The 26714-nt window shown below is 53.7% G+C and carries 28 protein-coding genes; 13 read left to right on the top strand and 15 right to left on the bottom strand.

Going from position 1 to position 26714, the window contains the following annotated elements; all coding sequences use genetic code 11:
- Positions 1-14 precede the first annotated feature (14 nt).
- The 4 genes from RW023_RS04900 (at position 15) to RW023_RS04915 (ending at position 3478) form a co-directional block, all read left to right on the top strand.
- A complete protein-coding gene (locus RW023_RS04900; RefSeq protein WP_315580144.1) occupies positions 15-710 on the top strand; it encodes a DUF4191 domain-containing protein in 696 nt (231 codons plus the stop codon).
- Positions 711-843: 133 nt separating this feature from the next.
- On the top strand, positions 844-1773 hold the full coding sequence (locus RW023_RS04905; RefSeq protein WP_315580145.1) for an ABC transporter substrate-binding protein: 930 nt from the start codon (positions 844-846) through the stop codon (positions 1771-1773).
- A 35-nt stretch (positions 1774-1808) separates the two neighbouring features.
- The gene (locus RW023_RS04910; RefSeq protein WP_315580146.1) at positions 1809-2705 is read left to right on the top strand and encodes an amino acid ABC transporter permease; all 897 of its coding nucleotides are present in this window, start codon (positions 1809-1811) and stop codon (positions 2703-2705) included.
- Complete coding sequence (locus tag RW023_RS04915) at positions 2702-3478, top strand: amino acid ABC transporter ATP-binding protein (protein WP_315580147.1); 777 nt, start codon at positions 2702-2704, stop codon at positions 3476-3478. Before RW023_RS04910 ends, RW023_RS04915 begins: the two co-directional genes overlap by 4 nt.
- Before the next feature lie 37 nt (positions 3479-3515).
- Here the strand turns inward: RW023_RS04915 and RW023_RS04920 are convergent, their stop codons facing one another.
- The 3 genes from RW023_RS04920 to RW023_RS04930 are packed head-to-tail and all read right to left on the bottom strand — an operon-like array spanning position 3516 to position 7749.
- On the bottom strand, positions 3516-4550 hold the full coding sequence (locus RW023_RS04920) for a GNAT family N-acetyltransferase (RefSeq protein WP_315580148.1): 1035 nt from the start codon (positions 4548-4550) through the stop codon (positions 3516-3518).
- A gap of 15 nt (positions 4551-4565) precedes the next feature.
- Entirely contained in the window at positions 4566-5585 is a 1020-nt protein-coding gene (locus tag RW023_RS04925; protein ID WP_315580149.1) for a GNAT family N-acetyltransferase, read from the bottom strand.
- 55 nt (positions 5586-5640) lie between these two features.
- A complete protein-coding gene (locus RW023_RS04930; protein ID WP_315580150.1) occupies positions 5641-7749 on the bottom strand; it encodes a DNA topoisomerase IV subunit B in 2109 nt (702 codons plus the stop codon).
- Positions 7750-7899: 150 nt separating this feature from the next.
- Between RW023_RS04930 and RW023_RS04935 the strand changes: the two genes are divergently transcribed.
- From RW023_RS04935 to RW023_RS04945, 3 genes are read left to right on the top strand one after another with little or no spacing between them, the layout of a single operon-like run.
- Positions 7900-8121 carry a hypothetical protein gene (locus tag RW023_RS04935; RefSeq protein ID WP_315580151.1) on the top strand — a complete coding sequence of 74 codons (222 nt, stop codon included), beginning with the start codon at positions 7900-7902 and terminating at the stop codon, positions 8119-8121.
- Between the two features lie 60 nt (positions 8122-8181).
- Entirely contained in the window at positions 8182-8637 is a 456-nt protein-coding gene (locus RW023_RS04940; RefSeq protein ID WP_009409333.1) for a YbjN domain-containing protein, read from the top strand.
- Positions 8638-8653: 16 nt separating this feature from the next.
- Entirely contained in the window at positions 8654-9121 is a 468-nt protein-coding gene (locus RW023_RS04945; protein ID WP_315580152.1) for a YbjN domain-containing protein, read from the top strand.
- Positions 9122-9200: 79 nt separating this feature from the next.
- On the opposite strand, the gene RW023_RS04950 is transcribed toward RW023_RS04945, so the two are convergent.
- Together RW023_RS04950 and RW023_RS04955 are read right to left on the bottom strand one after the other, a co-directional pair.
- Positions 9201-10829: an RNA polymerase sigma factor gene (locus RW023_RS04950; RefSeq protein WP_315580153.1), complete on the bottom strand. Its 1629-nt coding sequence runs from the start codon at positions 10827-10829 to the stop codon at positions 9201-9203.
- A 107-nt stretch (positions 10830-10936) separates the two neighbouring features.
- Complete coding sequence (locus RW023_RS04955) at positions 10937-11338, bottom strand: universal stress protein (RefSeq protein WP_315580154.1); 402 nt, start codon at positions 11336-11338, stop codon at positions 10937-10939.
- A 74-nt stretch (positions 11339-11412) separates the two neighbouring features.
- Here RW023_RS04955 and RW023_RS04960 point away from each other — a divergent pair, with 74 nt between their 5' ends.
- On the top strand, positions 11413-12504 hold the full coding sequence (locus RW023_RS04960) for a polyprenyl synthetase family protein (protein ID WP_315580155.1): 1092 nt from the start codon (positions 11413-11415) through the stop codon (positions 12502-12504).
- 54 nt (positions 12505-12558) lie between these two features.
- Here RW023_RS04960 and RW023_RS04965 read toward each other — a convergent pair whose 3' ends face one another.
- The gene (locus RW023_RS04965) at positions 12559-12909 is read right to left on the bottom strand and encodes an Rv2175c family DNA-binding protein (RefSeq protein ID WP_315580156.1); all 351 of its coding nucleotides are present in this window, start codon (positions 12907-12909) and stop codon (positions 12559-12561) included.
- Positions 12910-13005: 96 nt separating this feature from the next.
- Here RW023_RS04965 and pknB point away from each other — a divergent pair, with 96 nt between their 5' ends.
- Positions 13006-14988 carry a Stk1 family PASTA domain-containing Ser/Thr kinase gene (gene pknB / locus RW023_RS04970; protein ID WP_315580157.1) on the top strand — a complete coding sequence of 661 codons (1983 nt, stop codon included), beginning with the start codon at positions 13006-13008 and terminating at the stop codon, positions 14986-14988.
- 127 nt (positions 14989-15115) lie between these two features.
- On the opposite strand, the gene RW023_RS04975 is transcribed toward pknB, so the two are convergent.
- The 3 genes from RW023_RS04975 to RW023_RS04985 all read right to left on the bottom strand — a co-directional run bounded on the left by RW023_RS04975 (position 15116) and on the right by RW023_RS04985 (position 18692).
- Positions 15116-16531, bottom strand: coding sequence for a class II 3-deoxy-7-phosphoheptulonate synthase (locus RW023_RS04975; protein ID WP_315580158.1), 1416 nt, complete (start codon positions 16529-16531; stop codon positions 15116-15118).
- Positions 16532-16533: 2 nt separating this feature from the next.
- On the bottom strand, positions 16534-17748 hold the full coding sequence (locus RW023_RS04980) for a pyrophosphate--fructose-6-phosphate 1-phosphotransferase (protein ID WP_315580159.1): 1215 nt from the start codon (positions 17746-17748) through the stop codon (positions 16534-16536).
- A gap of 119 nt (positions 17749-17867) precedes the next feature.
- Entirely contained in the window at positions 17868-18692 is an 825-nt protein-coding gene (locus RW023_RS04985) for a lysophospholipid acyltransferase family protein (RefSeq protein WP_315580160.1), read from the bottom strand.
- Positions 18693-18729: 37 nt separating this feature from the next.
- Between RW023_RS04985 and RW023_RS04990 the strand changes: the two genes are divergently transcribed.
- On the top strand, positions 18730-19371 hold the full coding sequence (locus RW023_RS04990) for a 3'-5' exonuclease (protein WP_315580161.1): 642 nt from the start codon (positions 18730-18732) through the stop codon (positions 19369-19371).
- Positions 19372-19412: 41 nt separating this feature from the next.
- On the opposite strand, the gene RW023_RS04995 is transcribed toward RW023_RS04990, so the two are convergent.
- From RW023_RS04995 to RW023_RS05015, 5 genes are all read right to left on the bottom strand, one after another.
- Positions 19413-19808, bottom strand: coding sequence for a hypothetical protein (locus tag RW023_RS04995; RefSeq protein WP_315580162.1), 396 nt, complete (start codon positions 19806-19808; stop codon positions 19413-19415).
- Between the two features lie 132 nt (positions 19809-19940).
- Complete coding sequence (locus RW023_RS05000) at positions 19941-20912, bottom strand: FKBP-type peptidyl-prolyl cis-trans isomerase (protein ID WP_315580163.1); 972 nt, start codon at positions 20910-20912, stop codon at positions 19941-19943.
- 10 nt (positions 20913-20922) lie between these two features.
- A complete protein-coding gene (erpA, locus tag RW023_RS05005; RefSeq protein WP_009409320.1) occupies positions 20923-21276 on the bottom strand; it encodes an iron-sulfur cluster insertion protein ErpA in 354 nt (117 codons plus the stop codon).
- A 90-nt stretch (positions 21277-21366) separates the two neighbouring features.
- Positions 21367-22323 (bottom strand): glycerate kinase, encoded by a 957-nt coding sequence (locus RW023_RS05010; RefSeq protein WP_315580164.1) that lies wholly within the window; start codon positions 22321-22323, stop codon positions 21367-21369.
- Positions 22324-23676, bottom strand: coding sequence for a M20/M25/M40 family metallo-hydrolase (locus RW023_RS05015; RefSeq protein ID WP_315580165.1), 1353 nt, complete (start codon positions 23674-23676; stop codon positions 22324-22326). It abuts the gene before it with no gap.
- A gap of 100 nt (positions 23677-23776) precedes the next feature.
- On the opposite strand from RW023_RS05015, the gene RW023_RS05020 reads away from it, so the two are divergent.
- From RW023_RS05020 to RW023_RS05030, 3 genes are all read left to right on the top strand, one after another.
- Entirely contained in the window at positions 23777-24394 is a 618-nt protein-coding gene (locus tag RW023_RS05020; protein WP_315580166.1) for a DUF3043 domain-containing protein, read from the top strand.
- Between the two features lie 166 nt (positions 24395-24560).
- Positions 24561-25073, top strand: coding sequence for a hypothetical protein (locus RW023_RS05025; protein WP_315580167.1), 513 nt, complete (start codon positions 24561-24563; stop codon positions 25071-25073).
- A gap of 31 nt (positions 25074-25104) precedes the next feature.
- A complete protein-coding gene (locus RW023_RS05030; RefSeq protein ID WP_315580168.1) occupies positions 25105-25965 on the top strand; it encodes an RNA methyltransferase in 861 nt (286 codons plus the stop codon).
- Here the strand turns inward: RW023_RS05030 and RW023_RS05035 are convergent.
- A complete protein-coding gene (locus tag RW023_RS05035) occupies positions 25951-26709 on the bottom strand; it encodes an HAD-IIB family hydrolase (protein WP_315580169.1) in 759 nt (252 codons plus the stop codon). The genes RW023_RS05030 and RW023_RS05035 overlap by 15 nt on opposite strands.
- Positions 26710-26714: the final 5 nt, after the last annotated feature.

Here is a 26714-nt window from a genome sequence, read left to right on the forward strand (position 1 = left end):
AAGATGGACCCGTTATGAGCGAAAACAGCACACCCCAGAAAAAACGGCGCTTCTATCACAATCTGATGGACGCTTACCGAATTGCCGCACGTACCTATCCTTGGATCGGCTGGCTGATGATCGGTGTTACGGTCATCGCAACTGCACTTGGAGTTCTAGCTGCGGCACTTATCCACGGTAGCTGGTTCTCACTCATTCTCTTGGGCCTGCTCATCGGTGTTTTGATCTCGACGATCATCTTGTCAACTCTTACCGACCGCGCAACGTACGCCCAGGTCGAAGGAACCGTTGGCCAGGTATACATGGTGATTAGCCGGATCCGCAGCGGCTGGATTGCCAGTCAACAGCCAATTGCTGCAAATCCCGAACAGGATCTTGTCTGGCGTCTTATCGGCCGGCCGGGCATTGTACTTATTTCCGAAGGCCCCAGTTCCCGCGTTCGCGCCCTACTCGACCAGGAGCGCAAGAAGGCGCAGCGAATCATGCGCAACGTCACCGTTACCACCATTCAGGTTGGTACTGAAGAGGGACAGGTTCGCTTAGCAAAGCTTCAACGCGAACTTCGCTCACTCAAAAAGACGCTTACTCGTGATGAAGTTCCGCTGGTCAACCAGCGCCTGAGCGCCCTGGACCGCACGTCTGCACCGATCCCCAAGGGAATTGATCCAACCCGGATGCGTCCCAACCGGCGCGCACTACGCGGACGCTGATCTTTCATTTGAGGCCTGTGAACCAAATTGTTCACAGGCCTCAATTTTTGTGCAAGGACTCACTCGCAACCAATTTATGCATAATATACATTCTGATGTATGCTTATTTCATCAGAACTCAAGGAGAGACGTCATGAACACAAAACTTATTGCAATTCCATCCATTCTGGTGCTGAGCGCAGCAGGTATCGCAGCTTGTTCAAACCCTGATGAAAAGCCGTCAGCAGATGGTTCAGCATCCAGCTCTCAGACAGCGGATCTCAGTTTCGATACCTCATCGATCCAAGCTGTCCCAGAAATTGAGGCATTGGTTCCTGAGTCCATCAAGAAAGCGGGAGTGCTGAAGAACGGTGCATCAATCGACTATGCACCGGCCGAGTTCTTCAAGTCGGATGGCACCACCCCCACCGGTTATGACGTCAATATGGCCGATGCGATCGCGCGTGTCATGGGTCTGAAAGGCGCAACCACAGAGCACGCAGAATTCGCAACAATTATTCCTTCGCTTGGTTCGAAGTTCGATATCGGTATTTCTGGCTTCACGATCACTGCTGACCGCGAGAAAGAAGTCAATATGGTCAGCTTTATCGAAACTGGTACTGCCTTCGCAGTTGCAAAGGGTAATCCCAAGAACTTCGATCCAGCGCACGTATGTGGAACAACTGTTGGTGTCCAGAATGGAACCTTCCAATTCGACTACATCACTCAGCTCTCTAATGACTGCACCGCTAAGGGTGAAAAGGCTGTGAAGATCATGCCTCACGACCTTCAAACTGACATTGCGGTACGTGTCGCAAGCGGCCAGTATGATGCAACCCTTGCTGACTCCCCCGTTATTGGCTACACCATTGAGCAATCTAATGGTTCCCTCGAACAGGTCGGAGACGTCGTTGAATCTGCACCACAGGGAATCATCGTCCCTAAGGATAACGAGCAACTCACGAAGGCCGTTCAGGCAGCTGTTCAGTACCTGATGGACAACGGATACGTTGAGAAGATCCTCGCAACCTACGGATCAAACCAAGGCGCACTCAAGACCGCAGAAATTAACCCTCAGGTCTGATATTTCCTCGCTAGTATCTTTAAGGAATTCACGTTATGTCCGAAAAGACCAAAGACGGGGTTGAGTTGATCCAGTCCCGACCTGTCTTCCACCTAGGTCGTTGGATCAGCGCATTTATCGTTGGACTCTTGGCATTGGGATTGGCCTACATCCTTATCACGAACCCTCAATTTAGGTGGGATGTGGTGTGGAAATGGCTCTTTTCAAAAATGATCATCACCGGCCTGATGATGACGATCGTCTTGACGGTTTTATCCATGGCGCTTGGTACGGTGCTTGCCATCACCATGGCGATCATGCGCCAGTCGATAAACCCTGTTTTGCGCGGTGTAGCTTCCGCCTATATTTGGTTCTTCCGCGGAACGCCTATTTATACGCAGCTGATTTTCTGGTCACTACTACCGACTCTCTACCGGACAATTAGCTTGGGAATTCCAGGAACAGAATTCGGCTTCTCCTTCGAGACGCGTGTGTGGTTCACTCCATTTTGGATGGCATTTATCGGTCTCGGCCTCAATGAAGGCGCCTACCTTGCCGAAATTATCCGTGCGGGGCTGCTCTCGGTGGATAAAGGGCAATGGGAAGCGGCAACAGCACTGGGAATGTCTCGCGGGAAGATTTTCCGTCGGATTATCTTGCCTCAAGCTATGAGAGTGATTGTCCCGCCCATTGGCAACGAGACGATCTCAATGCTCAAGACCACTTCTCTGGTCAGTGCAATCCCCTACACTCTTGAGCTAACCTTCGTCGCAAACCAAAAGGGACAAGAACTATTCCAGCCAATTCCTTTGCTTATTGCAGCTGCAATCTTGTACTTGGTTGTCACCAGTATCCTCATGTGGATCCAGAGCCACATCGAAGCTTACTTCGGCAAAGGATTTAATCCTGACACTCAGTCTGTAGATACGACTTTCATTGAGGTAACACCATGACAGATCAGTCTGCGCTCATTCAAATCCGCGGAGTCCATAAGTTTTTCGGTGACCTCCACGTCCTACGCGGGATAGATCTCGATATCGCCAACGGTGAGGTCTGCGTGATCATGGGTCCGTCAGGTTCAGGTAAGTCAACGCTGCTGCGTTGTCTTAACCAGCTAGAGACAATCTCTGCGGGCGAAATCTTCATTGATGGTGAGCTCTTGGGATACCGAAAAGACCCATCAACGGGGGTACTGCACGACCTAACGGACAAGCAAATCGCCAGTCAGCGCTCACAAATCGGTATGGTTTTCCAACGTTTCAACCTCTTCCCGCACATGACTGCTTTAGAGAATGTTATGGAAGGCCCGATTCAGGTCTTGGGGCGTCCTAAGGCGGAAGTTGCACGGGACGCCCAGGAGTACTTGGAATTAGTTGGTTTGGGAGAGCGCCTTAACCATTACCCCTCGCAGCTTTCTGGTGGCCAGCAGCAGCGAGTGGCAATTGCTCGTGCCTTAGCGATGAAACCCGAACTCATGCTCTTTGACGAACCCACTTCTGCCCTAGATCCCGAACTCGTCGGCGAAGTCCTGAGCGTCATGCAGGATCTCGCAAAGGCAGGAATGACGATGGTTGTCGTTACCCATGAGGTTGGTTTTGCGCGTGAGGTGGCTGATCACGTCGTCTTCATGGACGGTGGAACGATCGTCGAAGAAGGAAGCCCCGAGGACGTCATCGTGAACCCACAAAATCCCCGTACTCAGGAGTTCTTCTCAAAGGTCCTCTAACAATAGAGTTCTCAGTGATCCCGGATATCTCAAAGGTTCAGGCTAAAGAGATATCCGGGATATCTATTGCGTAAAGTCGCTGCTGACCAACGACTCGAAAACCCAGGTATTCAAAAACCGATAGCGTTGCAGAACCTTCAGTTTGAGCAATGCCCGTTGCGATAAGGTTCATCCCGTCTCGTGCCTGTGCGTGCATCGAGGAAACCACTAAGGCATCAAGAACCGGGGTATTCCTCCACTCGTCTCCGACGCCGATATGGTCGATATAGCCTTCTTTCCACCCCAGCGCAGGCCAATCTTGCTCGTACTTTGAAACAAGCGTAAAACCTGCGATCCGCGGGCGATCAGAGCGCCGATCCACCGCGATATAGGACCATTCGGGAGCAAAAGAGCTACGTCCCATCGCCCATTGCTCTTCAGTAAGAGCAGCTCGGCCTTGCTGTTGTGCGATAAGGTTTGCCGCGCGTCGCAACTCATCATCCCATGAAGGGCTCCACTGTTCGATCGTGATATACGAACCGAGTGAAGGTGCTTGCGGAAGCGGGTCGAGTTTTGCCCGTAGGTCGTAATAGGTACGTTCCCAATGGAAGCCCCGAGCCTTGAGCGCATTCTCAAGTTCGTCCTGCCAATTTTCGACAAAGCTCACGATCGCGCGCTGGCCATTATCTTCATTTCGCTCAAGCATTGAACGAGCAGCGGCAATTTGCCATTCAAGCAAAGAACTGCCTAAACCGATTCTGCGAAAATCGGGGTCAACTCCGCCTTGACAGACACATTCAATACGCTCAGAAAAGCGCAATCGTGTCTGAGCGAAGGCGACCATCCTTCCCTGCGCGATTCCTTTCGTCGCAAAAGCCGCAATCCCCCACCATGACGAGGCCGGTGAGAGCATTTCCTCAACTTCTACCAACGCTGTGCGATAGGGAGGATTATCCCTTGCCTCCATTCGCGCGAATAGGGCGCTCAGGGCATGAAAGTCACGAGGGTCCAGCTGACGCCAGACGATCCCGTGGTGTTCCTGAGGGAAAGGAGGATAGGCCTCGACTCCCCTATCTACTTGATACAAAGCCATTGATGAGTACGCGCCCTACTGATCAATACTGTAAAAGACACGTGTACGGTCGTTGAGGAATCCCAGGTGTTCATATACGGCTTGCGCATGTGTGGGGCTCTTAATATCCGCATCAATCCCAATACGGCTCATCCCGTCTTGGGCAGCAGCGTGCGTCGCGGCGGAGACCATTGCCGAGGCTACACCGTTTCCTCGATATGCTGGCGCAACACCAATGGTATTGATATAAGCCTCAAGACGACCGTGGGCAATCCAGCTTTCTGCGGGACGAGCAGACATGCAGTAGCCAGCAATTTCACCATCATCACTCAGAGCAACAAAAGACCAGCGATCTTCGTAATCTTCGAGTGCACGCTCCCACCAAAAATCTCTAGCTTCGGTGAGGGGGTGATCCGCAAAAACTTCGGAATGTACACGATGAAGCTTAGAGAAAGAAACCTCACTCATAGGCACAATATGTAGCCCCTCAGGTACCCCACCGCGGCTCTCTGAGCCCTCTAGATCGCGATACATCACTTGGAACATGTGCTTCGCATAAAAACCTGCAGCGATATACAAGCGACGACGATCGGTCATATGACCGTCGACCCAGTTTGCGATAGACGCTGGAAGTTCACAGTCCGCACCAAAATACTCAACAAGCATCTGGCGTGCACGCCCGTCCTGCCAGTGAAGCAGAGAACGGCCAACACCACGGCCTCGCCATGATGGGTGAATCACCGCGTTAACAATCGCTACCGCGGCCTCGGTTAGGCTGGCCAGAATCTTCACAGAACCAAGAGCGACAATACCTTGGTCCTGGGCAATCCCCACGATTACTTCGAGGGGTGCAGCACCGCACTGTCCTAATGCCAGGTCAGCGATTTCTTTCGACGAGGTCCTGAAAATCGCGTCATCTTCTTTCTCAACCTGACGAATCAGCTCAGCAACAGCCCCAAGATCCGAAGGGATCAGAGAGCGCCAACGCAGACCAAGATGAGAACCTGGATAAGAGACGAGCGCAGGCGGTTTTAAACGCTCCGCAAGTCCAGTCATGCACATATTCTACGGGATTACGGGCCTTCAGTCCCACTTGAGCGGATCGTTGACCCTATGCGTCAATGCGCTCGCGATCAATTCCTGCTGCTTCCTCAACAATAAAGTCGCGCCGAGGGCCAACGACTTGTCCCATAAGGAGTTCAAATACATCTTCAGCCTGACGCAAGGCAGCCTCATCAGCCAAAGTGATTCGGCGAAGTGCACGATGGGCTCGATCCATTGTCGTCTCAGCTAGCTGATCGGCATCCATTTCGCCGAGGCCCTTGTACCGCTGGATAGGTTCTTTCCAGGTTCGACCTGCCTTCCGAAGAGCGGCAAGCTGGCGGTGAAGTTCCTCTTCTGAATACGTATAAATAAACTCACGAGATTTGCGTCCTTTACCCGCTACCTCAATACGGTGCAAGGGAGGTACCGCAGCATAGACCCGACCAGCTTCAACCATCGGTCGCATATAGCGGAAGAACAAGGTAAGGAGCAGTGTGCGAATGTGCGCCCCATCCACGTCAGCATCAGTCATCAAGATAACCTTGCCATACCGTGCCTGTTCAATATCGAAGGTCCGTCCAGAACCCGCTCCGATCACCTGGATAATGTTCGCGCATTCCGCATTCGCCAACATATCCGCAGTTGATGCCTTCTGGACATTTAAAATCTTTCCTCGAATCGGGAAAAGAGCCTGATATTGCGAGTTTCTGGCAGCTTTTGCGGTGCCAAGAGCAGAATCGCCCTCCACAATAAAGAGTTCCGTCTGCTCAACATCCTCAGAACGGCAATCCGCAAGTTTTGCGGGGAGCGAAGATGTCTCAAGTGCATTCTTCCGCCGGGAAATTTCTTTGTGGATGCGCGCAGAGACGCGCGCCTTCATCTCACCGACAACCTTCTCAAGAAGTGCACTGGTCTGTTGCTTATCGTCACGCTTGGACGAAGCAAACTTACTCTCGAGCCAATCCCCCACAACACGCGCAACAACCGTGCGAATCTGCGGTGTGCCTAAGATCTCCTTGGTTTGGCCCTCGAATTGCGGCTCTGGAAAACGAACTGTCACAACCGCTGTCATCCCCGCAAGCACATCGTCCTTTTCAGGGCGTCCATCTTTTGCGCCGACCTTGAGCTTTCGCGCGTTTTTATCAACTTGGCTTCTCAGTACCTTCAAAACCGCCTGTTCAAAGCCCGCAACATGCGTTCCCCCCTTCGGGGTCGCAATGATATTAACGAAGGATTCCAGCTGCGCATCGTAGCCGATCCCCCAACGAAGGGCACAATCAACTTCACAGATACGCTCGGTTTCAACTGCACGAAGATGCCCGCTTTCGGGATCCAAGGCTTGAACAGTCTCAGTGAATGTTCCTTCACCCTGAATATGCCAGGTGTCAGTAACAGCACCGTCGTTAGAAAGCCAATCGACGAAGTCAACCACGCCACCATCAAAGCGGAATGATTCGTGGACGACTTCTTCCCCGCGCTCATCAAAGCAATTAATCGTTAGACCGGGCACCAAGAAAGCCGTCTGACGTGCACGCGCCAGCAAGGTTTCCCAGGTAAATCCCTCATCGGATGGGAAAATTTGGAAATCTGCCCAGAAACGTACGCGCGTACCAGTCTTCTTTTTCGCAACTTTCCCGACAGTCTTCAAACGAGATTCATCGGTAAAGGGGGTGAAAGGAGAATTTGGAGTGCGCTGGCGAGAATCGTCAAATTCGCCGGGTTCGCCACGCCTGAAACACATCTGCCAGGTCTTCCCACCACGATCGACCTCGACATCCATCCGGGCAGAAAGAGCATTGACAACAGAAGCGCCAACACCGTGAAGGCCACCTGATGCAGCATACGAACCGCTACCGAATTTTCCTCCAGCATGCAGCTTCGTGAAGACAACCTCAACACCCGATAAACCGACCCCCGGCACCTCATCGACGGGAATACCTCGACCGTTATCAGCAACCGAAGCCGAGTGATCAGGATGCAGTCGAACATCGATTGTGTCGCAGAAACCCTCAAGGGCCTCATCAACGGCATTATCAATAATTTCCCACAGGCAGTGCATGAGACCACGGTGGTCCGTCGAACCGATGTACATGCCAGGGCGTTTGCGGACAGCTTCCAGACCTTCAAGGACTGAGAGGTGGCGCGCAGAATAGTCTGAGGCTTGGGTTTCACTCACCCCGATAGTGTACGAAGGACAATCAATTAATCACGCATTTACGCACCGAAAGCGCAAAATTGTGACCCTTTCCAGCGAAAATTTCGGCCATTGGCAGAAAAGACGGAAAAACTTGGCGAAATACAGCAAGGGCATGGTCTTATAGATTCTATGAATACCGTAACTACTGAGAATTCACGCCAGACCCTTCCCCCTATCCTCACTGCTCAGGATCGCTGTGATCAATGCGGTGCTCGTGCGTGGGTTCGCGTGACTTTAGCTACGGGGACGCTCAACTTCTGTGCTCATCATGCGAACAAGCACCTCGAGGCAATTACCCCAAAGGCTCTGGACATCATTGATGAGCGTGAGTTTGCCACCCAGCAGAGCTGACTTTTAGATCACATTCGTTTACCATTGTGGTGAAATTTCCCTTCCAAGGAGGACATACACATGGGTCTGTTTTCACGGCCAAAACCGGAAGAGAGCGCTCCGCTGACTCCGGCGATCTCTCAGGAAAGGCTCATCGCTCTTTTCAAAGAACGCGGATGGCACTACTTCGTCGATTCGGATAACGATCTCGGCGGCACCTGGGATGATGACACCTACTACTTCATGCTTCGCGGCAAGGACCAGGAGATTCTGCACATTCAGTCCATGTGGCACCTCTCGATTCCGATCGAGCGTCTTGAGGAGGTCCGCGCGTTCATCCGCGAATGGCACCGCCAAAAGCTCTGGCCGAAGGCCTACCATCGCATCAATGACGAGGGTGAGATTCGCATTTTCTGCGAGAACTCGGTCGACTGGGAGCACGGTGCAACCGACGCACAGCTGAACCAACAGATCGCGTGCGCGCTGGGAACTGGCCAAGAGTTCTATAACGAACTTGCCAAGGCACTGGGACTCTGAGAGGAAGGACGTCACTATGGGTTGGTTTGATTCCGCTGAAACGGGCGACTCAGTACGCCCCATCTCCAAGGAACGTATCGAAAAGATCTTCGACGGCCAGGGTTGGTACTACGGCCGCGATGATGACGACGACGTTTGCGGCCGCTGGGACGGCGCACCGTTCTTCTTCCTCTTCATGGGGCAGGACCAGGAAATCTTGCAGGTTACCGCACGTATGGCCGAAGAGGTCCCCGCTGAACGCGAAGGTGAACTCGCAAGTGTCATCGAAGATTGGCACCGCGACCGCATCTGGCCGAAGGCATTTTATGCCCCCAGCGAAGCAGGTCCTCTTCGCATCATGACCGAGGTCAATGTTGATTACGAGCACGGCGCAACCGATGCGCAGCTTCTCCAGCATGTCAATTGCGCAATCGCAACATCGCTGTCGCTCTTCGATCACATTCGCGAGAACCTTGGTATTCCGAAGGAAAGCGACGAAGACTGATATTGAACATCAGTTGATATACATGTGAGTGTGGCCGGAAACCTGAAGGTTTTCGGCCACACTCACATGTATCTAGTTCTCAGTCGAGATAGTCACGCAGGACTTGCGAACGAGAGGGATGACGAAGCTTCGACATCGTCTTGGATTCAATCTGACGGATACGTTCACGCGTCACTCCGTAGACCTTGCCAATTTCATCAAGAGTCTTAGGCTGTCCATCTCCAAGACCGAAACGCATCGAAACGACGCCTGCTTCGCGTTCAGAGAGGGTGTCGAGAACTCGGTGCAGCTGCTCTTGAAGCAGAGTGAAAGACACAGCATCTGCAGGAACAATAGCTTCAGAATCCTCGATCAGATCTCCGAACTCGCTATCTCCATCCTCACCCAGAGGAGTATGCAGAGAAATCGGCTCACGTCCGTACTTTTGAACCTCGACAACCTTTTCAGGAGTCATGTCCAGTTCTTTAGCAAGCTCTTCAGGAGTGGGTTCACGACCGAGATCTTGAAGCATCTGACGCTGGACGCGAGCAAGCTTATTAATGACTTCGACCATGTGGACGGGGATACGAATAGTACGTGCTTGGTCTGCCATCGCACGCGTAATCGCCTGACGAATCCACCAGGTCGCGTAGGTCGAGAACTTATAGCCCTTCGTGTAGTCGAACTTTTCAACCGCACGAATAAGGCCCAGGTTGCCTTCCTGAATCAAATCCAAGAATTGCATTCCGCGTCCGGTGTAGCGCTTTGCCAGCGAGACAACAAGACGGAGATTCGCCTCGAGAAGGTGGTTCTTTGCCTGCTGTCCGTCCTGGGCAAGAATATGAAGCTCGCGCCGCTGGCGAGAACTCAAATCATTGGAGGTGGTCTTCAACAATTCTTCGGCATACAGACCAGCTTCGATTCGACGGGCAAGGTCAACTTCTTGTTCCGCGTTAAGAAGCGAAACCTTGCCGATCTGCTTGAGATAGTCTTTAACCGGGTCAGCCGTCGCACCCGCGACAGTAACCTGTTGAACCGGCTCATCGGTCTCATCAGAATCAGAGACCACGAAACCACCCTTTGAACGGACAGCCGCTACTGCCTGAGGCTTTGAATCCTGATCCTGTGACGAAGCATCATCAGAGTCCTTATCCTCAGAGTCATCTTCATCCGCATCATCGGTATCTACCTCAATGTCGTCGACATCGGTATCGATATCTTCGACATCTTCAAGCTGAGCTTCTTCAACGAGGTCCTCTTCAAGATCCTCGACCTGTTCAGAATGAGAATCTTGAGGAATCTCTTCGACCTTTTCAGCTTTCTTTTTCCGCGTCCGTTTCGCAGGCTGCGCAGCGGCTTCCTCTACAGGAGTGCTTTCTTCAGCTTTCTTTGCTGCCTTCCGCGTTGTCCGTGGCTTCTTTTCGGGTCCCACTTCAGCAGCGTCCTCATTCTTCGCGCTCTTTGAAGCAGTAGCCTTTTTGGCTGCCCGCTTTTTAACAGGAGCCTTCTCTTCCGTTGCAGAGGCAGAATCGGTGGCGGTCGATGCGGTCTTCTTAGTCTTCTTCGCCTTCGCAGCCTTCTTTGGCGCTTCGGCCTCTTCCGCTTGGGTTTCTACCGATGTAGTCTTTGACGAGCGACGCGTACGCGTTGCTTTCTTGACTTCAGGGGCTTCATCTTCAGTATCGCGGGCGCTGGTAGCGCGAGATGGAGACACTCGAATCCCTTTCATGGGTTGACAGATGAGCCGCCAATCCACTGGACGGCGACAGACTGCCTACAATTATAACTATCCCTTCGTCACTAGCGCAGCATGAAAGTGCGTAAATAAGGGTGAAACTAGGCGCTCGTATCCTCAAAACGCCACGACGATGTCATCACTGGACATGGAGCATCAAGCAAAATCTGAGTCGCTGTATTGCCGATCGTTGTACTCTTCGAGCCACCAGGTCGCAAACCAATGACGATCATATCCGCGTCGATCCTACGCGCCCAATCAAGTACGGTTTCGGCCATTGACATATCACGTCGGCAACGCATGACTTTAAAAGAAACCTCGGTTCCGTCTAAGCGTTCCCATAGATGCGCCTCAGCCGAATTCTCATCAGCGAAGGCACCCCCACACTCGTGAGATGCGACGACAATCATCAATGATGTCCGCATCCAGGATGCCAGACGTACTGCCTGATCCAGCGCGGCATCAGACTCGCGATTCCCGTAGTAGCTCAAAACAATTGTCACGAAACCTCCTTGATTGCATTTTCATCATAAGAGCAGGGAGCTAAAGACGTGAAATTGTTTTATAGACTGGTCACATGACTTCATTGAGCGAGCAGCTTCAGGCCTTAGCACCACGGATCGAGGAGCGCGCCCACGCCGTCCTCCAAGACCTTGCTGACACAATTGCACCAGCCGCTCAGATCTCACCGCTTCTTCAGGTAGCTCATTCAAGTCTTGAGGAAGGCAAACGTTTCCGAGCGTTCCTCGCATTTATCGGCGGTAGTATCGCGAATCATTCACCTCTGCAGACGCTCAATCTCGACAATCTTGGCGCAGCATTGGAGCTCTATCAGGCCAGCGCTCTGGTTCATGATGACATCATCGACCATGCGCCAACGCGTCGTGGTCGCCCCTCCGCACATGCCGCTTTCACAGCGCATCACCGTTCCACTTTGTCCCGAGGCGATAGTGAAGATTTCGGGATTAGTTCCGCAATCCTCGCTGGAGATTTCCTTTTTTCCGCAGCTGAACTTGCAATGATCCGCCAATGCGAGGCAATCCCCCACTACCGCGACGGCGTTATGGGGCTCTATGCGCAAATGCACGCCGAAGTCGCAATTGGACAATTCCTTGATATCGCGGCTGAACAGCGACCACTGGATGTTCATGACTCACAGGCAATTAACCCACAGACAGCACTGACAATCGTCTCTCACAAAGCCGCTAACTACTCGGTCGTCATTCCGGCAACCCTTGGGGCCGTCGCATTGGGCGCTTCCCGAGCAGATACCGATTCGTTGCGAATGATTCTTAGTCCGTGGGGACATGCTTTCCAGCTGCGTGACGATGACCTTGGAATCTTCGGCGATCCACGAGTTACAGGTAAGAGCGCGGGAGATGACTTACGCGAAGGAAAACGGACCTATCTCCTTGCCCTCACGTGGCAAGAAGCAAACGCAAGCGAACGGGAAAAGCTTGCCCACGGCCTCGGCAATCCTGACCTTAGCGAAAAAGAACTCGAGGAACTACGCGGGATCGTCGAGCGCCGGGGGCGTCGTCGCCATGAAGAAGTCATTTCGACTTTCGAGGCCGAGGGATTCCTTGCGTTGGAATCCAGCAGATTCAATGCCGACCAGCGCGAACTGTTAAGCGAGGTCGCAGCGATGCTTATCAAGCGCTCGAAGTAAGCGTACGAGCCAAGAGAAACTGTGTACCTCTAAGCGAAAACTCACCCTTAGAGATCAGAAACCTAAAACAGAGGCAATGCGATTCACACGGTGGTGACGACCGCCCAGAAGAGCAGACATTGGTGTCTCCCCGAGTTCTTCATGCTCGGTGTAAAGCCATCGTGCGGCCTCTTCGGGGCTAAAACCACCATCAGCAAGCAAAGTGAGCGTCCCCGGAAGATTGAATAGCGGTTCGTATCCGTTATCGGTTCTAATCAGGATTTCTTCGGGAATCCCAGAGTTTCCTGCTTCATCGGTATAGGTAAAGAGGATGTGGTCGCGGACTAATTGCTTCACTCGGCGAGGCTCAATACCAAGCCTGCGTGCAACCTCTTGAACGGACAGAAGGGAAACAGCTTCACTCATGGGACAATGATATAGCGTGGGAATGGATTCGCGCCCCAGCACGGCTCGCGGGCTTTCCTGCGCGCATCACCTGAAATCTCCAGTAAAATCCTAACGATGACTTCTGAGACAGAATTTGACCCCGAGGACCGCAGCGACGTCGAAAACGGCACTGACGGCCAGGGGTTGTCTGTGCCTTCTGACCCATTGATTGGCCTGCTCGTCGATGAGCGATACCGGATCCAAGCTCGCCTTGCACGCGGCGGAATGGCCACAGTCTACGTCGCGCACGATGAGCGTTTGGACCGTCCAGTTGCACTCAAGGTCATGCATCCACATCTGGCAGAATCTGCTGATTTTGTTGCACGTTTTAGGCGCGAGGCTCGTGCAGCCGCACGAATTGTTTCACCGGGAGTCGTTTCGGTCTTTGACCAGGGAGTGATTCACGGGCAAGGCTTCCTCGTGATGGAACTTATCGACGGAACCAACCTTCGCGCACTGTTGCAGGCGCAAGGCGCTTTCACCCTCGCTCAGTCCCTTCAGTACACACAGGATATTCTTGAAGCACTGCGTTCTGCGCATCGAGTCGGTGTAATCCACCGTGATATCAAGCCCGAAAATGTTTTAGTACCCAGTGAAGGCCCCGTACGGGTTACCGATTTCGGTCTTGCACGTGCAGCATCAGAAGTATCGATGTCAACCACCGGTTCGATGCTTGGAACCGTCGCATACATGGCGCCAGAGATCGCGACTACCGGAACCTGTGATGCGCGAAGTGACATCTACGCGCTTGGGATCATGCTTTATGAAATGCTCACGGGCTCAGTTCCGTGGCAGGGCGAAAATCCCATGCAAATGGCCTATCACCACGTGAACGACTCTGTTCCACTTCCTTCTGAAGTTGAGCCGTGGATCCCTCGCGAAATTGATGATCTTGTTGCATCGCTGGCAGCTAAAGACCCCGAGGATCGCCCCGTTGATGCTCAAGAAGCTCTTGATTTGGTGATGCGTGCTCGCACCTCACTGCCCGCAGAGCTCATGAATCGGCGTGCGGATATCGACAGTACTGACGACAACGAACAACGAACCACTGCACTGGGGCTTGTCGAGTTGACTTCTCCCCTTCCAGCGCAAAAACTCCCGGCCACCTCGCAAGCTATCGTTCATGTCTCCGGCGGGATTGCCCAAACCGCCCCACAGGCACGCACCCGGAAGCGTTTTGGCAAAGTTCTCGCTCTCATTGTTTCGTTGCTGATTGTTGGAGTCATCGGAGGCTTCTGGTGGTGGCATGAATACGGGCCGGGGTCCTACTTGACCATGCCCGTCACCGATGGACGCGCTGTTTCTGATGTTGAGAACGATCTGCGTTCACTGCATCTTAATTTCCAAGAACGTGAAGAATTCTCAGACACTGTTTCTCAAGGAATTATCATCTCTTCAACACCGGGAAGCGGCGAAGCTGTTCACAAACGCGCTGAGGTTCTTTTGGTCGTCTCAAAGGGCGTTGACATGCGTAATGCGCCAAATCTCGGTGGCATGGAAACAGAAGCAGCGAAGAATGCCCTGACAACCGCGGGACTTGCAGTCGGCGATGTTCGCGAAGACTGGTCCGAAGACATCGAAAAGGGCAAGGTCATCTCGCAATCTGTCCCAGCGGGAACATCGGTTCGCCACGATACAAAGGTTGATATTGTCGTATCTAAGGGCCGCGAGCCCTTAACGGTTCCCAACATTAAAGGCAAGAGTGCAGATGAAGTCCGTCAAACACTCGAATCGATGGGACTGAGCGCAGAGGAGACAGAGGCATTTTCATCGACAGTTGCTCAGGGAACCGTCATCTCTCAAGAAACCGCTGCGGGCACAACTCTTCATCGCGGAGATAAAGTCCAATACACGGTCTCCAAGGGCCCTGAAACGGTTGAGATCCCCACTGTTCAAGGACTCCAAGAAAGTCAGGCTCGTGCAGCCCTCGAAGGTGTCGGCCTTCAGGTCCGTGTTGAGCGCTTCATGGGTGGACTATTTGGAACTGTGCGTTCTTCTGACCCTGCAGCTGGAACGGTCGTTCCTCGAGGAACCACAGTGACACTAACGGTTGTCTAGTCCCTGAGTGGAGAGAAAGATCGAGGGTCTAGTTTTACCTATGGGTGAGGGGTGAAGAAGCAATGTTCTTCACCCCTCACCCATGATCTGTTTCCAGAAATTCAAGCGGTATACCGAACGAACTCAGCTACTCTTTCTTTAAGTACTCCGCGACTTGGAATGCCATCTCCAAAGACTGCTGGTGGTTTAAACGCGGATCCACTAGCGTCTCATAGCGATCACGCAAAGCCTCTTCATCAAGCTGCTCGGAGCCGCCAAGAACCTCCGTAACGTCGTCCCCTGTGAGTTCGACATGGATTCCACCGGGAACCGTTCCAGCCTCACGATGGGCCTCAAAGAAACCAGTAACCTCATCCATGATCGTCTCGAAGCGTCGTGTCTTGTAACCCGTCGACGATGTAATCGTATTTCCATGCATCGGATCGGTCACCCAGGTAACGGGGCGTCCGTCACGTGCTTGCGCTTCCAAGAGAGGGGGTAATGCATGGCGAATTTTATCCGCCCCCATACGCGTGATGAAGGTCAGGCGCCCTTCTTCACCATCCGGATTCAAACGGTCAACCAGACGGCGCATATCATCGATGGATGTCGTCGGTCCTAGTTTGACGCCAATTGGATTACGCACATGCGCAAGCAATTCAACATGTGCATCGTCAACGCCACGAGTACGTTCACCAATCCACAAGAAGTGACCGGAAGTGTTGTAAGGATCCCCAGTGCGTGAATCGATTCGGGTCATCGCGGACTCGTAATCCAGAAGCAGGGCCTCGTGAGAAGAGAAGAGATCGACGCTACGCATCTGGGCCGCACTTGACACACCTGCTGCCTCGAGGAACTTCACCGCACGGTGAATCTCCTCAGCAAGAGACTCATAACGCGCATAAGCCGGATTGGCAGTAAAACCACGATTCCAGTGATGCACCAGCCGCAAGTCGGCATAGCCACCTCGAGTGAAGGCACGAATCAAATTCAGCGTCGATGCGGCATGATGATACAAATCCAACAAGCGCGTGGGATCTGGAATGCGCGACTCGGGAGTGAATTCGAAGGAATTGACGGCGTCACCACGGTATGAGGGAAGCGTGACGTCTCCACGGGTCTCCATATCTGAAGAGCGCGGCTTCGCATACTGGCCAGCAATTCGCCCAATCTTAATCACAGGCAAAGACGCGCCATAGGTCAAGACAACGGCCATCTGGAGAAGAGTTTGGATCTTCAGACGCAAATGGTCAGCCGTCGCCTCAGCAAAAGTTTCAGCGCAATCACCACCCATGAGAACGAAGGCTTCACCGCGCGAGGCGGCAGCGAGGTTCGTTCGCAGATCGTCTACCTCACCAGCGAAAACCAAGGGAGGCTCACGACGCAACTCAGCCAATACGGAATCGAGTGCCTCGGGATCAGGGTAGCTCGGCTGTTGAAGCGCGCGCTTAGAGCGCCAGGCTTCCCAGGAAGCAGATTCTTCACAAGCGGCAGGAGCAAAGAGTTCAGGTGCGCCGGGGCGCAGCGAAGAATCGCCACGCCCCGGGAAAGAAGATGAAGCCATCGTCACTGCGCTGCAGACACAGGCTGGCCGATCTGTGAGAGCAGATCGGTGAACCACGGCTGCGTGATGTCGAAAGGTTTACCACCGGCGATACGCGGGAAGGCAATCGCAGAAAGCTGGTCGCCATTCTCTTCATCCTGGCCGATGACACCGCTTTCGCCGCGGAGTGCGCACTCAACGGCAAGATCGCACATCTGCTTGATCAGTGCTAGATCTTCTTCGTGTGCTGCCGCCGCGCGTGAGTAGTAACCGGACTTCTGAACCATCACCTTCTCGGCACCAATAAGCGCTGCAAACTTGCGCGCGAACCACTGGCCAGGGTTGATGGTGTCGAGCTTGACGTGGCCGAAGGGATCACGCTGGACCTCTTCACCATTGGCTTCCATCTCGGCAATGATTTCGGGAAGGCCAGCACCTTCTGAAAGGAAGATGTTGACGTTGCCCTGCTCGTCCATGATGGCCTTTAGGCGTTCAGCCTCACCGGCAATGTCAAGAGCGGCCTCGGGAACGTAAACGCCGTGGACATCCCAACGCTCGCGGGTCAAGCCCAAGGAAGGCGCCCAGCGCTTCGTCTGGAGCAGCTCGCGGTAGCGACGAGCGGTCTCTGCCGTGAGGTAGCCGCAGTTACGTCCCATGCACTCGTGAACAATGAGCATACGGGGGTTCGAGCGGTGTTCACCGATCACATTAAATGCAAAACGCGCACCTTCCTCCGCCGCGGTCCATGCGCCCAGAGACTGACGGATCGGAACAACGTCATTATCGATAGTCTTTGGAAGGCCAACCACGGTCAGTTCGTAGTTGTGCTCGTGCAGGTAGGCCGCGAGATCTGCTGCGGTCGTGTTTGTGTCGTCACCACCAATGGTGTGCAAAACATCAACACCATCCTTGCGGAGCTGCTCGGCAGCAAATGCAAGCGGATCGACGCCTTCTTCAACCAGGCCGCGATCGACGAGGTTCTTTGCATTGGTCAGCTTGACGCGAGAATTACCGATGGGTGAACCGCCAAACTCGCGAAGAATGCCTGCGTCACGGCGTCCTTCTTCGTCGACGACAACATAGTTACCCGTTAGAAGGCCATGGTAGCCGTACTGGTAAAGGATGATTTCTACTTCGGGAGCAACCTGGGTGTAGCGCTCGATGAGATCACCAACAGCAGCCGAAAGACAGGGGGCAAAGCCACCAGCGGTCAAGAGAGCAACACGACGAACCGTCATGAGTCAACCTTTCAGTTTTCTTCACGCGCAGCAAGAGAAGCGCGCCAGTAACTTATCTTATCGAGAGTGTAGGTCCTTCGCCGCCGGGGACCTTTTTCCGGGACACGACAATGTCACTATCAGTCTTCATCTCCAGGCTCGTCTGTTACTTCGGAGAGTTGTTCAACGTCTTCCTCGGGAGCAGTCGGAACCTGAACCTCAGGGGCCTCACGCCCACCAGGCGCGCTCTTCCCATTCGAGGGTACCGGGCCGTCAAAAGCGCCTTCCTCGGCAAGCTGCGCCTTCACATCAGCAGCATAAAGATCGACATACTCCTGACCAGAGAGGAGCATCAGGTTGTACATAATCTCATCGGTGATCGCGCGAAGAACGTAGCGGTCCTTATCCAGTCCCTTGTAGCGACTGAAATCCAAAGGCTCCCCGATCACCATACCGATATTGGTTCTCGAAGGAATTTTCTGCCCAATTGGCTGAGCCGCATGTGTGCCGATCATCGCCACAGGAATGACAGGAGCACCGGATAAAAGCGCGAGACGCGCCACACCCGTCTTCCCACGATACAGGCGCCCATCGGGACTACGAGTGCCCTCGGGGTAGATTCCAAAAAGTTCACCCTCAGCTAGGCGCTTAAGTCCAGCTTTCAATGCGGCTTCAGATGCACGACCACCACTGCGATCAACGGGAATTGTGCCAACAGCACGCATGAATTCCTTCGTCGCCCAGCCCTTAAGGCCGGTACCCGTGAAGTAATCGGCTTTACCCATAAACACAACTTCACGGTCAATCATCATGGGAAGAAAAACAGAGTCCCAGACAGCATTGTGGTTAGAAGCGAGGATCGCCGGACCGCTCTTAGGGATGTTTTCTTTCCCGCGGATCCACGGACGATATGCAGCCTTGAGAATCGGAGTGCCCGTCAGCTTCAGTGCTTGATACAGACCCATGTTTCCTCCACCCGGATCAACCGCTAGCATCGTGGTTATGACCAATGGTTCTACTGTACAGCCCAAGCGGCGAAAAACCGCAATGATCCCAGCTTGGAATCAAGCTAAATGGCTGGTAGTAGACCTAGAAACAACTGGACTTAGTTCCCGCGACACCATCATTGAAATCGGTGCAGCAGTCTACGAAAACCGTGAGCTTGTCGATAGTTTTTCAGCCCTCATCAACCCCGGAAGTCCGTTGCCTTCATTCATTACTACTTTGACGGGGCTCAACGATGAAACGCTCGCCCACGCCCCGGATCTTCACACTGTTTTTTCGAATTTTTGCCGGTGGGCAGAGCATGTGTGCGATCAGGGAGAGATTTCAGGCCTTATCGCACACAATGTCGCCTTTGATTGGGGGTTCCTTGAGCGAGCTCAACGGACCTGCGGTATCCAACTCCCCCAATTTCAGCCTATTGATACGCTGTCAATGGCTCGTGCCTTGCTTTCAACTGAGGTACCCAACCACAAGCTCACGACGCTGCGCGAACACTTCGAATTAGGTGGCGGCCAGCATCGGGCACTGGACGATGCGCTTGCCACAGGAATGTTGTTCTACAAATTGTGTGAATGTGCAGAAAGTCTTAAAAAAGATCCCCTTGCGTACTGCTCCCCTGCGTATCCTTTATCCTCATAATTCCCGAGGCCGCGTGTACTTCGCGTTGAAAAGCACGAGTTTCAGCGACGCTGACGCAGAAGTTCCGCGAGGGCTTCTTGAAGCTCCCGTGAATCAAATGGCGCGCTGACAATACGTTTTGCACCTGCCCATATTGCCAGCCATTCGTCTTGAGGACGAGCCGTGAGCATCAGGATTGGAGGAACATCCTGGTGAGTACCAGCGAGCTCCGTTGCGACGGACATACCGCCTTCCTTTTGAGTTTCTCCGTCAAGAACAAGGGCTGCAATATCCGAGTTATTGTCCACCAGCTCAAGAACACCGAACTTCGTAGCAGCTTGAAGCCATTCAATGGGAGCCGTATCTTTCGATGCTTTGAAACCGACACCTGTGATCACTGCCTGGCGTATGGACGAGTTATCACTGAAGACCAGAACTTTCACGGGTGTTTCACTCACGATGCGCTCCTCAACGTTAAGAGATCGTTACTTTGGGTATTCTAACCGCTTTTAGATACACGTGTGGGGAGCTGGAGGTCCAGCTCCCCACACGTGTTGTTTGCTCTACCGCCGATAGTTCAGATGACCAAACTACTTTTCAGGGATGACAGCAAGAATGTCAATGACAATCGCTTGCGGTGACTGACCTTGTGCCTCGTTGCCGGCAGCAACGAGCAGCACCCGCGAGCCCGCGGTGAAGCCGATAAGCTGATTACCGTCCGTCACGCTGACAACCTGGGCACCTTGTTGTCCCCATGTCGACTGTGTTTGAGCGTCGTTACCAAAAACAGTTCCGACGCCTTGATAAAGAATGGTTGAACCAACATCAACCTTGTCACCATGTCCCTCAGCGATGACAATCTTGGAGGTCTCTGTGGGCGCGCTCTGCCCCCACGTGATCGTGGGCTCACTACCGAGATCGCCACTAACAGTAATGCCTGCCGGAAGTTCATTTCCGGTCAGCGTTGCGCTTGTGAGCTGAGAGGTGTCGTTTGGGTTAACAGTTCCCAAAATATCGACAACGAAAACGAGGTCAGCATTTGCCGGGATTGAAGAACCCGAACCTTGAGCGCCATAGCCCCACTTTGATGGGATGACGAGCACAACGCGGTCGCCAACGTGCGCCTCCGCAAGACCGTACTTCCATCCCTTAATCACCTGGTTGAGGCTGAAAGCAATAGGAGTGCGACCGTCTTCGAATGAAGAATCAAAAACCTTGGCATCGCTGAAGAGCGCGCCTGCGTAGTTGACCTGAACAATGTCATCAAGGCCGACGCTTGCACCATCACCCTTGTGGAGGGTTTTCACCAAAATCGCATCACCTACGCTGCCCGATCCGGCTTTGATTTCAGGCTTCTCGCCGAAATCACCGCTTACCTCAGGGAAATTACCCTGACCGCTTCGATCGACCTGAGGTGTCTCTTCAGAGCTTGAAGCCGACTGGGTTGCGCTTGCCGAGGCCGAAGGTGATGTCGATTGAGAGTCCTTTGACTGGCCCGAGCAGGCGCTAAGAGCAAGAGTGCAGGTCAGCAGGATGGCACCAATAGCAGGTAGCTTCTTCACGATTCTCCGATCAGGCGAAAGACTCACCGCATGCACAGGTGTTCTGCGCATTGGGGTTATCGATCGTGAATCCCTGACGCTCAATGGTGTCAGAGAAGTCGATGGTTGCGCCTGCGAGGTAGGGAACGCTCATACGATCGACAACAACCTCAACGCCGTCGAAATCACGGACAGCGTCACCATCGAGCAAACGATCGTCGAAGTACAGCTGGTAAATCAGGCCAGAGCAGCCTCCGGGCTGAACGGCGACACGCAGACGAAGATCGTCGCGGCCTTCCTGCTCAAGAAGGCTCTTGACCTTCTGTGCTGCGACATCAGTGAGGATGACGTCGTGGGTTGCAGTCTCAGTCGTATTCTCAGACATGCTGCTCCTTCATTACTTTTCTTATAGGAATAACCTCTAGCCTAAGGCTACTCAGGCACGAGCGCCATCTTCAAAGCTGAGAGCGAATTGTCACTGCCTAGCCCATGTACGAGCAGCGCGGTAGCCCAGAGCATTAACGTTTCCGGTTTCATCAACGAGAATCCCATGAATCCCCCACTGCGCCCGCTCATGCGCCGATAGTGTGGAATGCACGCCAATAGCAAGAACGGGTATGGCTGATCTTGACGCGATTTCAGTTAATAGATCAAGGCTAGATTCAGCCAAGGCCGGTGAATGTAGTTCTGGTTCGCAAATAATCACCAGGTCAGATGCCTCGATAAAGCTTTTGCAGTCGGTGTGGTGGAGCAAGAAATCGCCATCGGAGACCAAACGGCCACCGAGAAGCCCAACAATCGCCGCAGCACCCCCACTAGCCCCCGAACCGGGAAGCCTTCCGGGTTCCACTACAGAGGCCGATTGCCCACTGACTGCAAGTTGCGGGCGCATAGTCTTGTGAAGCAGCTCCGCCCATCGTCGATTGAAGGCTGTATCCCCGGTGTCTCGAAGACTAAGGTCTGGTGCGAGAGCCAATGTTGAGGATGGGCCAAAAAGCGGCCGTGACGTCGAGTAGGCGGCATAAAATTCCTGACCCGATACAGCGTTTTGCGCACGCTCAATTGCGCGCCTAAACCATTCCTCGAGTGATTCATTTGCCCCTCGCATGGCTCCGGAAATACCTTCAAGAAAGCTCATCCCACCGTCAGTTGCTGTTAGGTGACCACCCTCAAGGACAGGAATTTTCCCTTCTGCGAGCACCTCACGAAAGCGCTGCCCGGCCTCGTGAAGGGAATCCCCATCCCCCACGCTAAGGACGCAAAAACGCTGATCACCCTCCATGGCCTCGGCAAAGGCCTGAGCGGGCCCAAAGGGTGAAGAGGAGACTTCCCACGAAGGCGCACCAGCCGAGAAGCTCTGAGCAAGCGTACGAAGCACGGGGGCAGGATCATTCTCCTGCCCCCAATGCCCCGTAATAAACGCGTGTCCCACTTACTTTTCAGCCAGGCGAGACAAGACCAGCGCCTCTGCTAGGACAGCGTTCTTCAGATCGGGAAGTGACTGAGATTCGTCCTCAGAGTGAGCATTCGTCAGCGGATCTTCAACGCCAGTGACGACGACCTGTGCGTGAGGGAAGGTCTCTTGGAACTCGGAAATGAAGGGAATAGAACCGCCAACACCGATATTGACTGCTTGAACACCCCATGCGTCAGTAAGCGCCTGCTTGACCACGTGCGAGACTGGGGAATCGACATCAGCAAGATATCCGGGTCCTAGGTCGCGATCAGAAATTTCGATACGTGCACCGAAGGGCGCGTGCTCACGAAGATGCTTCTCAATCGCATCCATTGCGTGACGCGGATCGACACCGGGAACCGTGCGCATCGACAGACGGAAACGAACGTGAGGAATGATCGTATTCGATGAATTCGCAACGCTGGTCGTATCAAATCCAATCAGTGATACGGAGGGCTTCGTCCAGGTACGCGCCGCGAGATCTCCGCTACCAGCAAGTCGAACCTGATCAAGCATTCCGCTTGCCGCGCGGAATTCGTCTTCGGGCCAATCAACCTCTGCGTGGTCTTCTCCGCCCAAACCTTCAACGACGATGTTGCCATCTTGATCGTAGAGCGAGGCAATCAGAAGAGCGGCGCAGGTGGGAGCATCGATCATCGGGCCGCCAAACATTCCTGAGTGAACAGCATGGTCGGCGATGGTGAGATCAACTGTGAAAGCACAGTTGCCACGCAAGCTTGTCGTAACCGCAGGCTCCCCCGGCTTCCAGTTATCCGAGTCAGTCACGATAATGACATCGGCCTCGAGCTGGTCGCGGTAGGTCTCAAGGAAGTGAGTGAAAGAGGGCGACCCGATTTCTTCTTCGCCTTCGATGTAGACAACAACATTCGCGCGGAGTTCCTTGCCCAGGAGGGACAAAGAGCCAAGGTGAACAATGACACCCGCACCATCATCAGAAGTTCCGCGTCCATAGATACGATCACCCTTAACAACGGTTGTCCAAGGGTCTGAGTGCCAACGTGCGAGGTCACCCGTGGGCTGGACATCGTGGTGAGCATAAAGAAGGACCGTCGGCGCGCCCTCAATATGAGGGGAACGAGCAAGGATTGCCGGCTTACCTTGAACTCCTTCAGGAGTCGTCACTGAGTGAATCTGAGCGTCTAGGCCAAGGGCCTCAAAGCGAGAACGAATATGCTCAGCGGAACGGTCAACATCCGCAGCGTGAGACGGATCCGAAGAGACGGAAGGAATGGCCACGAGCTGAGAAAGCTCATCAACCAATTGCGGGAAGAGAGCGTCAAGGCGCTCGCGAAGTTCATCGATATTCATAAGGCAAGAGTATCTCTTCTACGGGTATCTGCTTGCATGAATCCATTCTTAGCGGGTAAGAATGTGCCGATCGCGCTACCGATCTATTACCCTTAGAGACGTGTTGAGCTCAAAGAAGTCAGAACCCGAAGAAACTCCTCAGCCTCAGACGGCGAACGATCGTTCAAAGAGCGGTCCGACGCCTTCGCGTAAGCAAGCGCAAGCACGCAATGATCATTCCTTGATTGTTGCGGATCGTAAGGCTGCCAAGAAAGCCGCGCGTGAGCGCGCTCGCGCGATGCGTCTTGAACAAGACCGCCTCCAGCAAGAAGCGCTGATCACCGGAGACGAGCGCTATATGCCGCTACGCGACAAGGGCAAGGTGAGGCGCTTTACTCGCGACTGGCTCGATGCTCGTTGGTCCTTCTCAGAGTTCGTCTTCCCAGTGATGATTGTGTTCTTCGTCGTTTTCTTCGGTGTGTCTTTCTTCGCCTCCACCTCAGCTGCCGGTCAGCGCGCGCTCTTCATTGTCATGCTGATTATGTACGGCCTGTTCTTCATCGCAATAGTCGAGACCAGCATCGTATGGCAGCGCATCAAGCGTCAGGTCCGTAAGGTTTACCCGCGCGAGCCCATGCCTCGCCGCATGTGGTTCTACGCATTCTCGCGCGCAATCATGCTGCGTCCGTGGCGTTCGCCTCGTCCGCAGGTCGAGCGTGGACACTTCCCAAAGAGATAGTCCCACGATCTCATTTTGGAGGGGTACAGGCTATTCGCCTGCACCCCTCTTTTTATCCACAGGGCAGTCATCTATTCGGCGTTTTCCACATATTTCTTGAGGGCCACACTACGACTTCAGTGCAGAGGCAGACTCGTGATGCAAAAAACTTATGAAAGGAACACTCATGGTGCATCACTCTTCGGCCCTTGAAAGTATCCCTCCGCTCTACGGAGATTCTGGATGGGTTGAAAAATGCGGACTAGTTAAAATTCTCTGGCCGCTCACGGATACTCAGGTCACCTCTGATTTCTTCAGATTTTCTGGTTTAGATAGCCCGCGAATCGAAAAGATCCGTCCGCTTCTTCCTCCGGATAACCTTGCTGATCGCCAAAATAACGCTCCCCCGCTGGAGCTCTTCTTTACGGCGGCGCTTCGTAATCCGCGCGTTTCTTTGGGTGGCTACCTCGTTCTTGCACCGCGATGGGATGAGAGGATGAGTATCGATTCACTCTTCATTGAAGACGAATCAGCACTGAACTACCGCGAAAGCCCGTGGGCGCTGATTTATGAAGATGGAATCTGGGAAAAACTCCAGGAGCAACTGGGATTCGACGGCTATTGCAGGCCGGACGAATGCGAACCAATTGCATGTATGGACGAGGCTCACGGTCCAGGCTGGTGGCTTTGGTGGGACTGAGCACACGCCGTGGGAGTGGCACAATTAGGTAATGCTCATTCACCTGACATCCGCCTCGCTCGACGAGGACCCACGCCTGGCCGACTACACCTCAATGACCGATGTTCATCTTCGTAAGAGTCTGGAAGTCGAACGCGGCCTCTACATGGCGGAGTCAACGAATGTCATCATCCGCGCTCTCGAAGCCGGACATCACCCACGCTCGCTCATCATGGCTCCGCGTTGGCTTCCTGACCTCGAACCGCTCCTCGAGCGCTTCTTGGGAGCAACCGACGGCGGCGAGGTACCCGTCTTCATTGCTCCTGAACCAATTCTGGAAAGCATCACCGGATTCCATCTTCACCGCGGTGCACTCGCTTCAATGCAACGACCTGTTTTACCTTCGGTGGCAGATCTTCTGTCATCTTTAGGAGAAGGACCGAAGCGTATTCTGATCCTTGAAAATCTGGTCGACCATACGAATGTGGGCGCCGCATTCAGAAGTGCCGCCGCGCTCGGTGCGGATGCAGTTCTTGTCACTCCAGAATGTGCAGACCCTCTTTATCGACGCTCCGTTCGAGTCTCAATGGGAACGGTCTTCCAGGTCCCGTGGACCAGATTGGACGACTGGCCGGCAAACGATGACCTGCACGCTGCAGGATTTTCTCTGGCAGCTCTGGCTCTGAGTGATGATTCCGTTAGCCTTGATGAGTTCGTCACGATGCCTGTGATGACAGCCAAAGATTCACGCATTGCCTTGGTCATGGGAACGGAGGGCGATGGTCTGAGGAAGAGCACCCTGTCACGCACCGATTACGTCGTTCGTATCCCCATGATGGGTGGCGTTGATTCGCTCAACGTTGCTGCAGCAAGCGCGGTTGCCCTGTGGGCAACGCGACTACCTCGCGCGTAGTTCCTTCACGATATCCGCGATCACATCAACGCATTCTTCCCAACCACTCACAGCGAGGGTCGGGTATCCGGCAGCCTTCACTGGATAATCGTTACCGGCCTCGTCTAGCCGATCCCCAATGAAGAGCATATCTTCTGGTGCGATTCCAGTGATCTCGACGAGCTTGCCCATCCCATAGGCCTTATCGATTCCGTGACGAGTGATATCAACAGAAGTTGATCCTCCCCCACGAACTTCAAGATCTGGAAGATCCCCTGCGACCGCATCACGAAGAGCCCGCTTCTTATCACCTGTCGGGTCCCACGCGCGCTTCGCCTCTAGAGGAGCTTGCTGCCCCAGCGCTGAGAAAGTAATCTGCGAACCTCGGTCCTCAATGATTTCTCCCCAAGGATGCGCTTCCCATACTCCTTGCTCACGTGCATGGCGTTCGAGCGAGGCAATTGCGCGCTCACGCTGCTCTTCAGTCAGGTCATTGGCATAGACCTGTTCCCACTGAGCATCCAGCTCATCCCAACGGTAGTAGCGCGTCCCACAGGTGGGCATGAGATGCAAGTTCTTCAATTGAGAAGAAGAAGCCCCGAGGTTGTCCAGTAGCTGGGTGCGAAACTGCCCAAACTCTCCGCCAGAGATCACGCACACCGGGACACAGTCGAGCAGTGCACGAAGTTGATTGGCCATCGACTCCGGAAGTGCAGACTTCGACGGTGCCAGAGTGTCATCAAGATCAAAGGCGACGAGGCGCACATCTT

It is taken from the genome of uncultured Actinomyces sp. (assembly GCF_963542285.1).
Lineage (GTDB): Bacteria > Actinomycetota > Actinomycetes > Actinomycetales > Actinomycetaceae > Pauljensenia.

What these genes read in the sequence shown, in the direction of transcription:
- RW023_RS04935 (WP_315580151.1), top strand. Translation starts at nt 7,900, where the DNA reads ATGAATACCGTAACTACTGAGAATTCACGCCAGACCCTTCCCCCTATC.
- RW023_RS04925 (WP_315580149.1), bottom strand. Translation starts at nt 5,585, where the DNA reads ATGACTGGACTTGCGGAGCGTTTAAAACCGCCTGCGCTCGTCTCTTAT.
- RW023_RS04905 (WP_315580145.1), top strand. Translation starts at nt 844, where the DNA reads ATGAACACAAAACTTATTGCAATTCCATCCATTCTGGTGCTGAGCGCA.
- RW023_RS04915 (WP_315580147.1), top strand. Translation starts at nt 2,702, where the DNA reads ATGACAGATCAGTCTGCGCTCATTCAAATCCGCGGAGTCCATAAGTTT.
- RW023_RS04950 (WP_315580153.1), bottom strand. Translation starts at nt 10,829, where the DNA reads ATGAAAGGGATTCGAGTGTCTCCATCTCGCGCTACCAGCGCCCGCGAT.
- RW023_RS04985 (WP_315580160.1), bottom strand. Translation starts at nt 18,692, where the DNA reads ATGGGTCTGTATCAAGCACTGAAGCTGACGGGCACTCCGATTCTCAAG.
- pknB (WP_315580157.1), top strand. Translation starts at nt 13,006, where the DNA reads ATGACTTCTGAGACAGAATTTGACCCCGAGGACCGCAGCGACGTCGAA.
- RW023_RS05025 (WP_315580167.1), top strand. Translation starts at nt 24,561, where the DNA reads ATGGTGCATCACTCTTCGGCCCTTGAAAGTATCCCTCCGCTCTACGGA.
- RW023_RS04960 (WP_315580155.1), top strand. Translation starts at nt 11,413, where the DNA reads ATGACTTCATTGAGCGAGCAGCTTCAGGCCTTAGCACCACGGATCGAG.
- RW023_RS04910 (WP_315580146.1), top strand. Translation starts at nt 1,809, where the DNA reads ATGTCCGAAAAGACCAAAGACGGGGTTGAGTTGATCCAGTCCCGACCT.
- erpA (WP_009409320.1), bottom strand. Translation starts at nt 21,276, where the DNA reads ATGTCTGAGAATACGACTGAGACTGCAACCCACGACGTCATCCTCACT.
- RW023_RS04945 (WP_315580152.1), top strand. Translation starts at nt 8,654, where the DNA reads ATGGGTTGGTTTGATTCCGCTGAAACGGGCGACTCAGTACGCCCCATC.
- RW023_RS04990 (WP_315580161.1), top strand. Translation starts at nt 18,730, where the DNA reads ATGACCAATGGTTCTACTGTACAGCCCAAGCGGCGAAAAACCGCAATG.
- RW023_RS04975 (WP_315580158.1), bottom strand. Translation starts at nt 16,531, where the DNA reads ATGGCTTCATCTTCTTTCCCGGGGCGTGGCGATTCTTCGCTGCGCCCC.
- RW023_RS04980 (WP_315580159.1), bottom strand. Translation starts at nt 17,748, where the DNA reads ATGACGGTTCGTCGTGTTGCTCTCTTGACCGCTGGTGGCTTTGCCCCC.
- RW023_RS04940 (WP_009409333.1), top strand. Translation starts at nt 8,182, where the DNA reads ATGGGTCTGTTTTCACGGCCAAAACCGGAAGAGAGCGCTCCGCTGACT.
- RW023_RS04900 (WP_315580144.1), top strand. Translation starts at nt 15, where the DNA reads ATGAGCGAAAACAGCACACCCCAGAAAAAACGGCGCTTCTATCACAAT.
- RW023_RS04920 (WP_315580148.1), bottom strand. Translation starts at nt 4,550, where the DNA reads ATGGCTTTGTATCAAGTAGATAGGGGAGTCGAGGCCTATCCTCCTTTC.
- RW023_RS04965 (WP_315580156.1), bottom strand. Translation starts at nt 12,909, where the DNA reads ATGAGTGAAGCTGTTTCCCTTCTGTCCGTTCAAGAGGTTGCACGCAGG.
- RW023_RS05030 (WP_315580168.1), top strand. Translation starts at nt 25,105, where the DNA reads ATGCTCATTCACCTGACATCCGCCTCGCTCGACGAGGACCCACGCCTG.
- RW023_RS05015 (WP_315580165.1), bottom strand. Translation starts at nt 23,676, where the DNA reads ATGAATATCGATGAACTTCGCGAGCGCCTTGACGCTCTCTTCCCGCAA.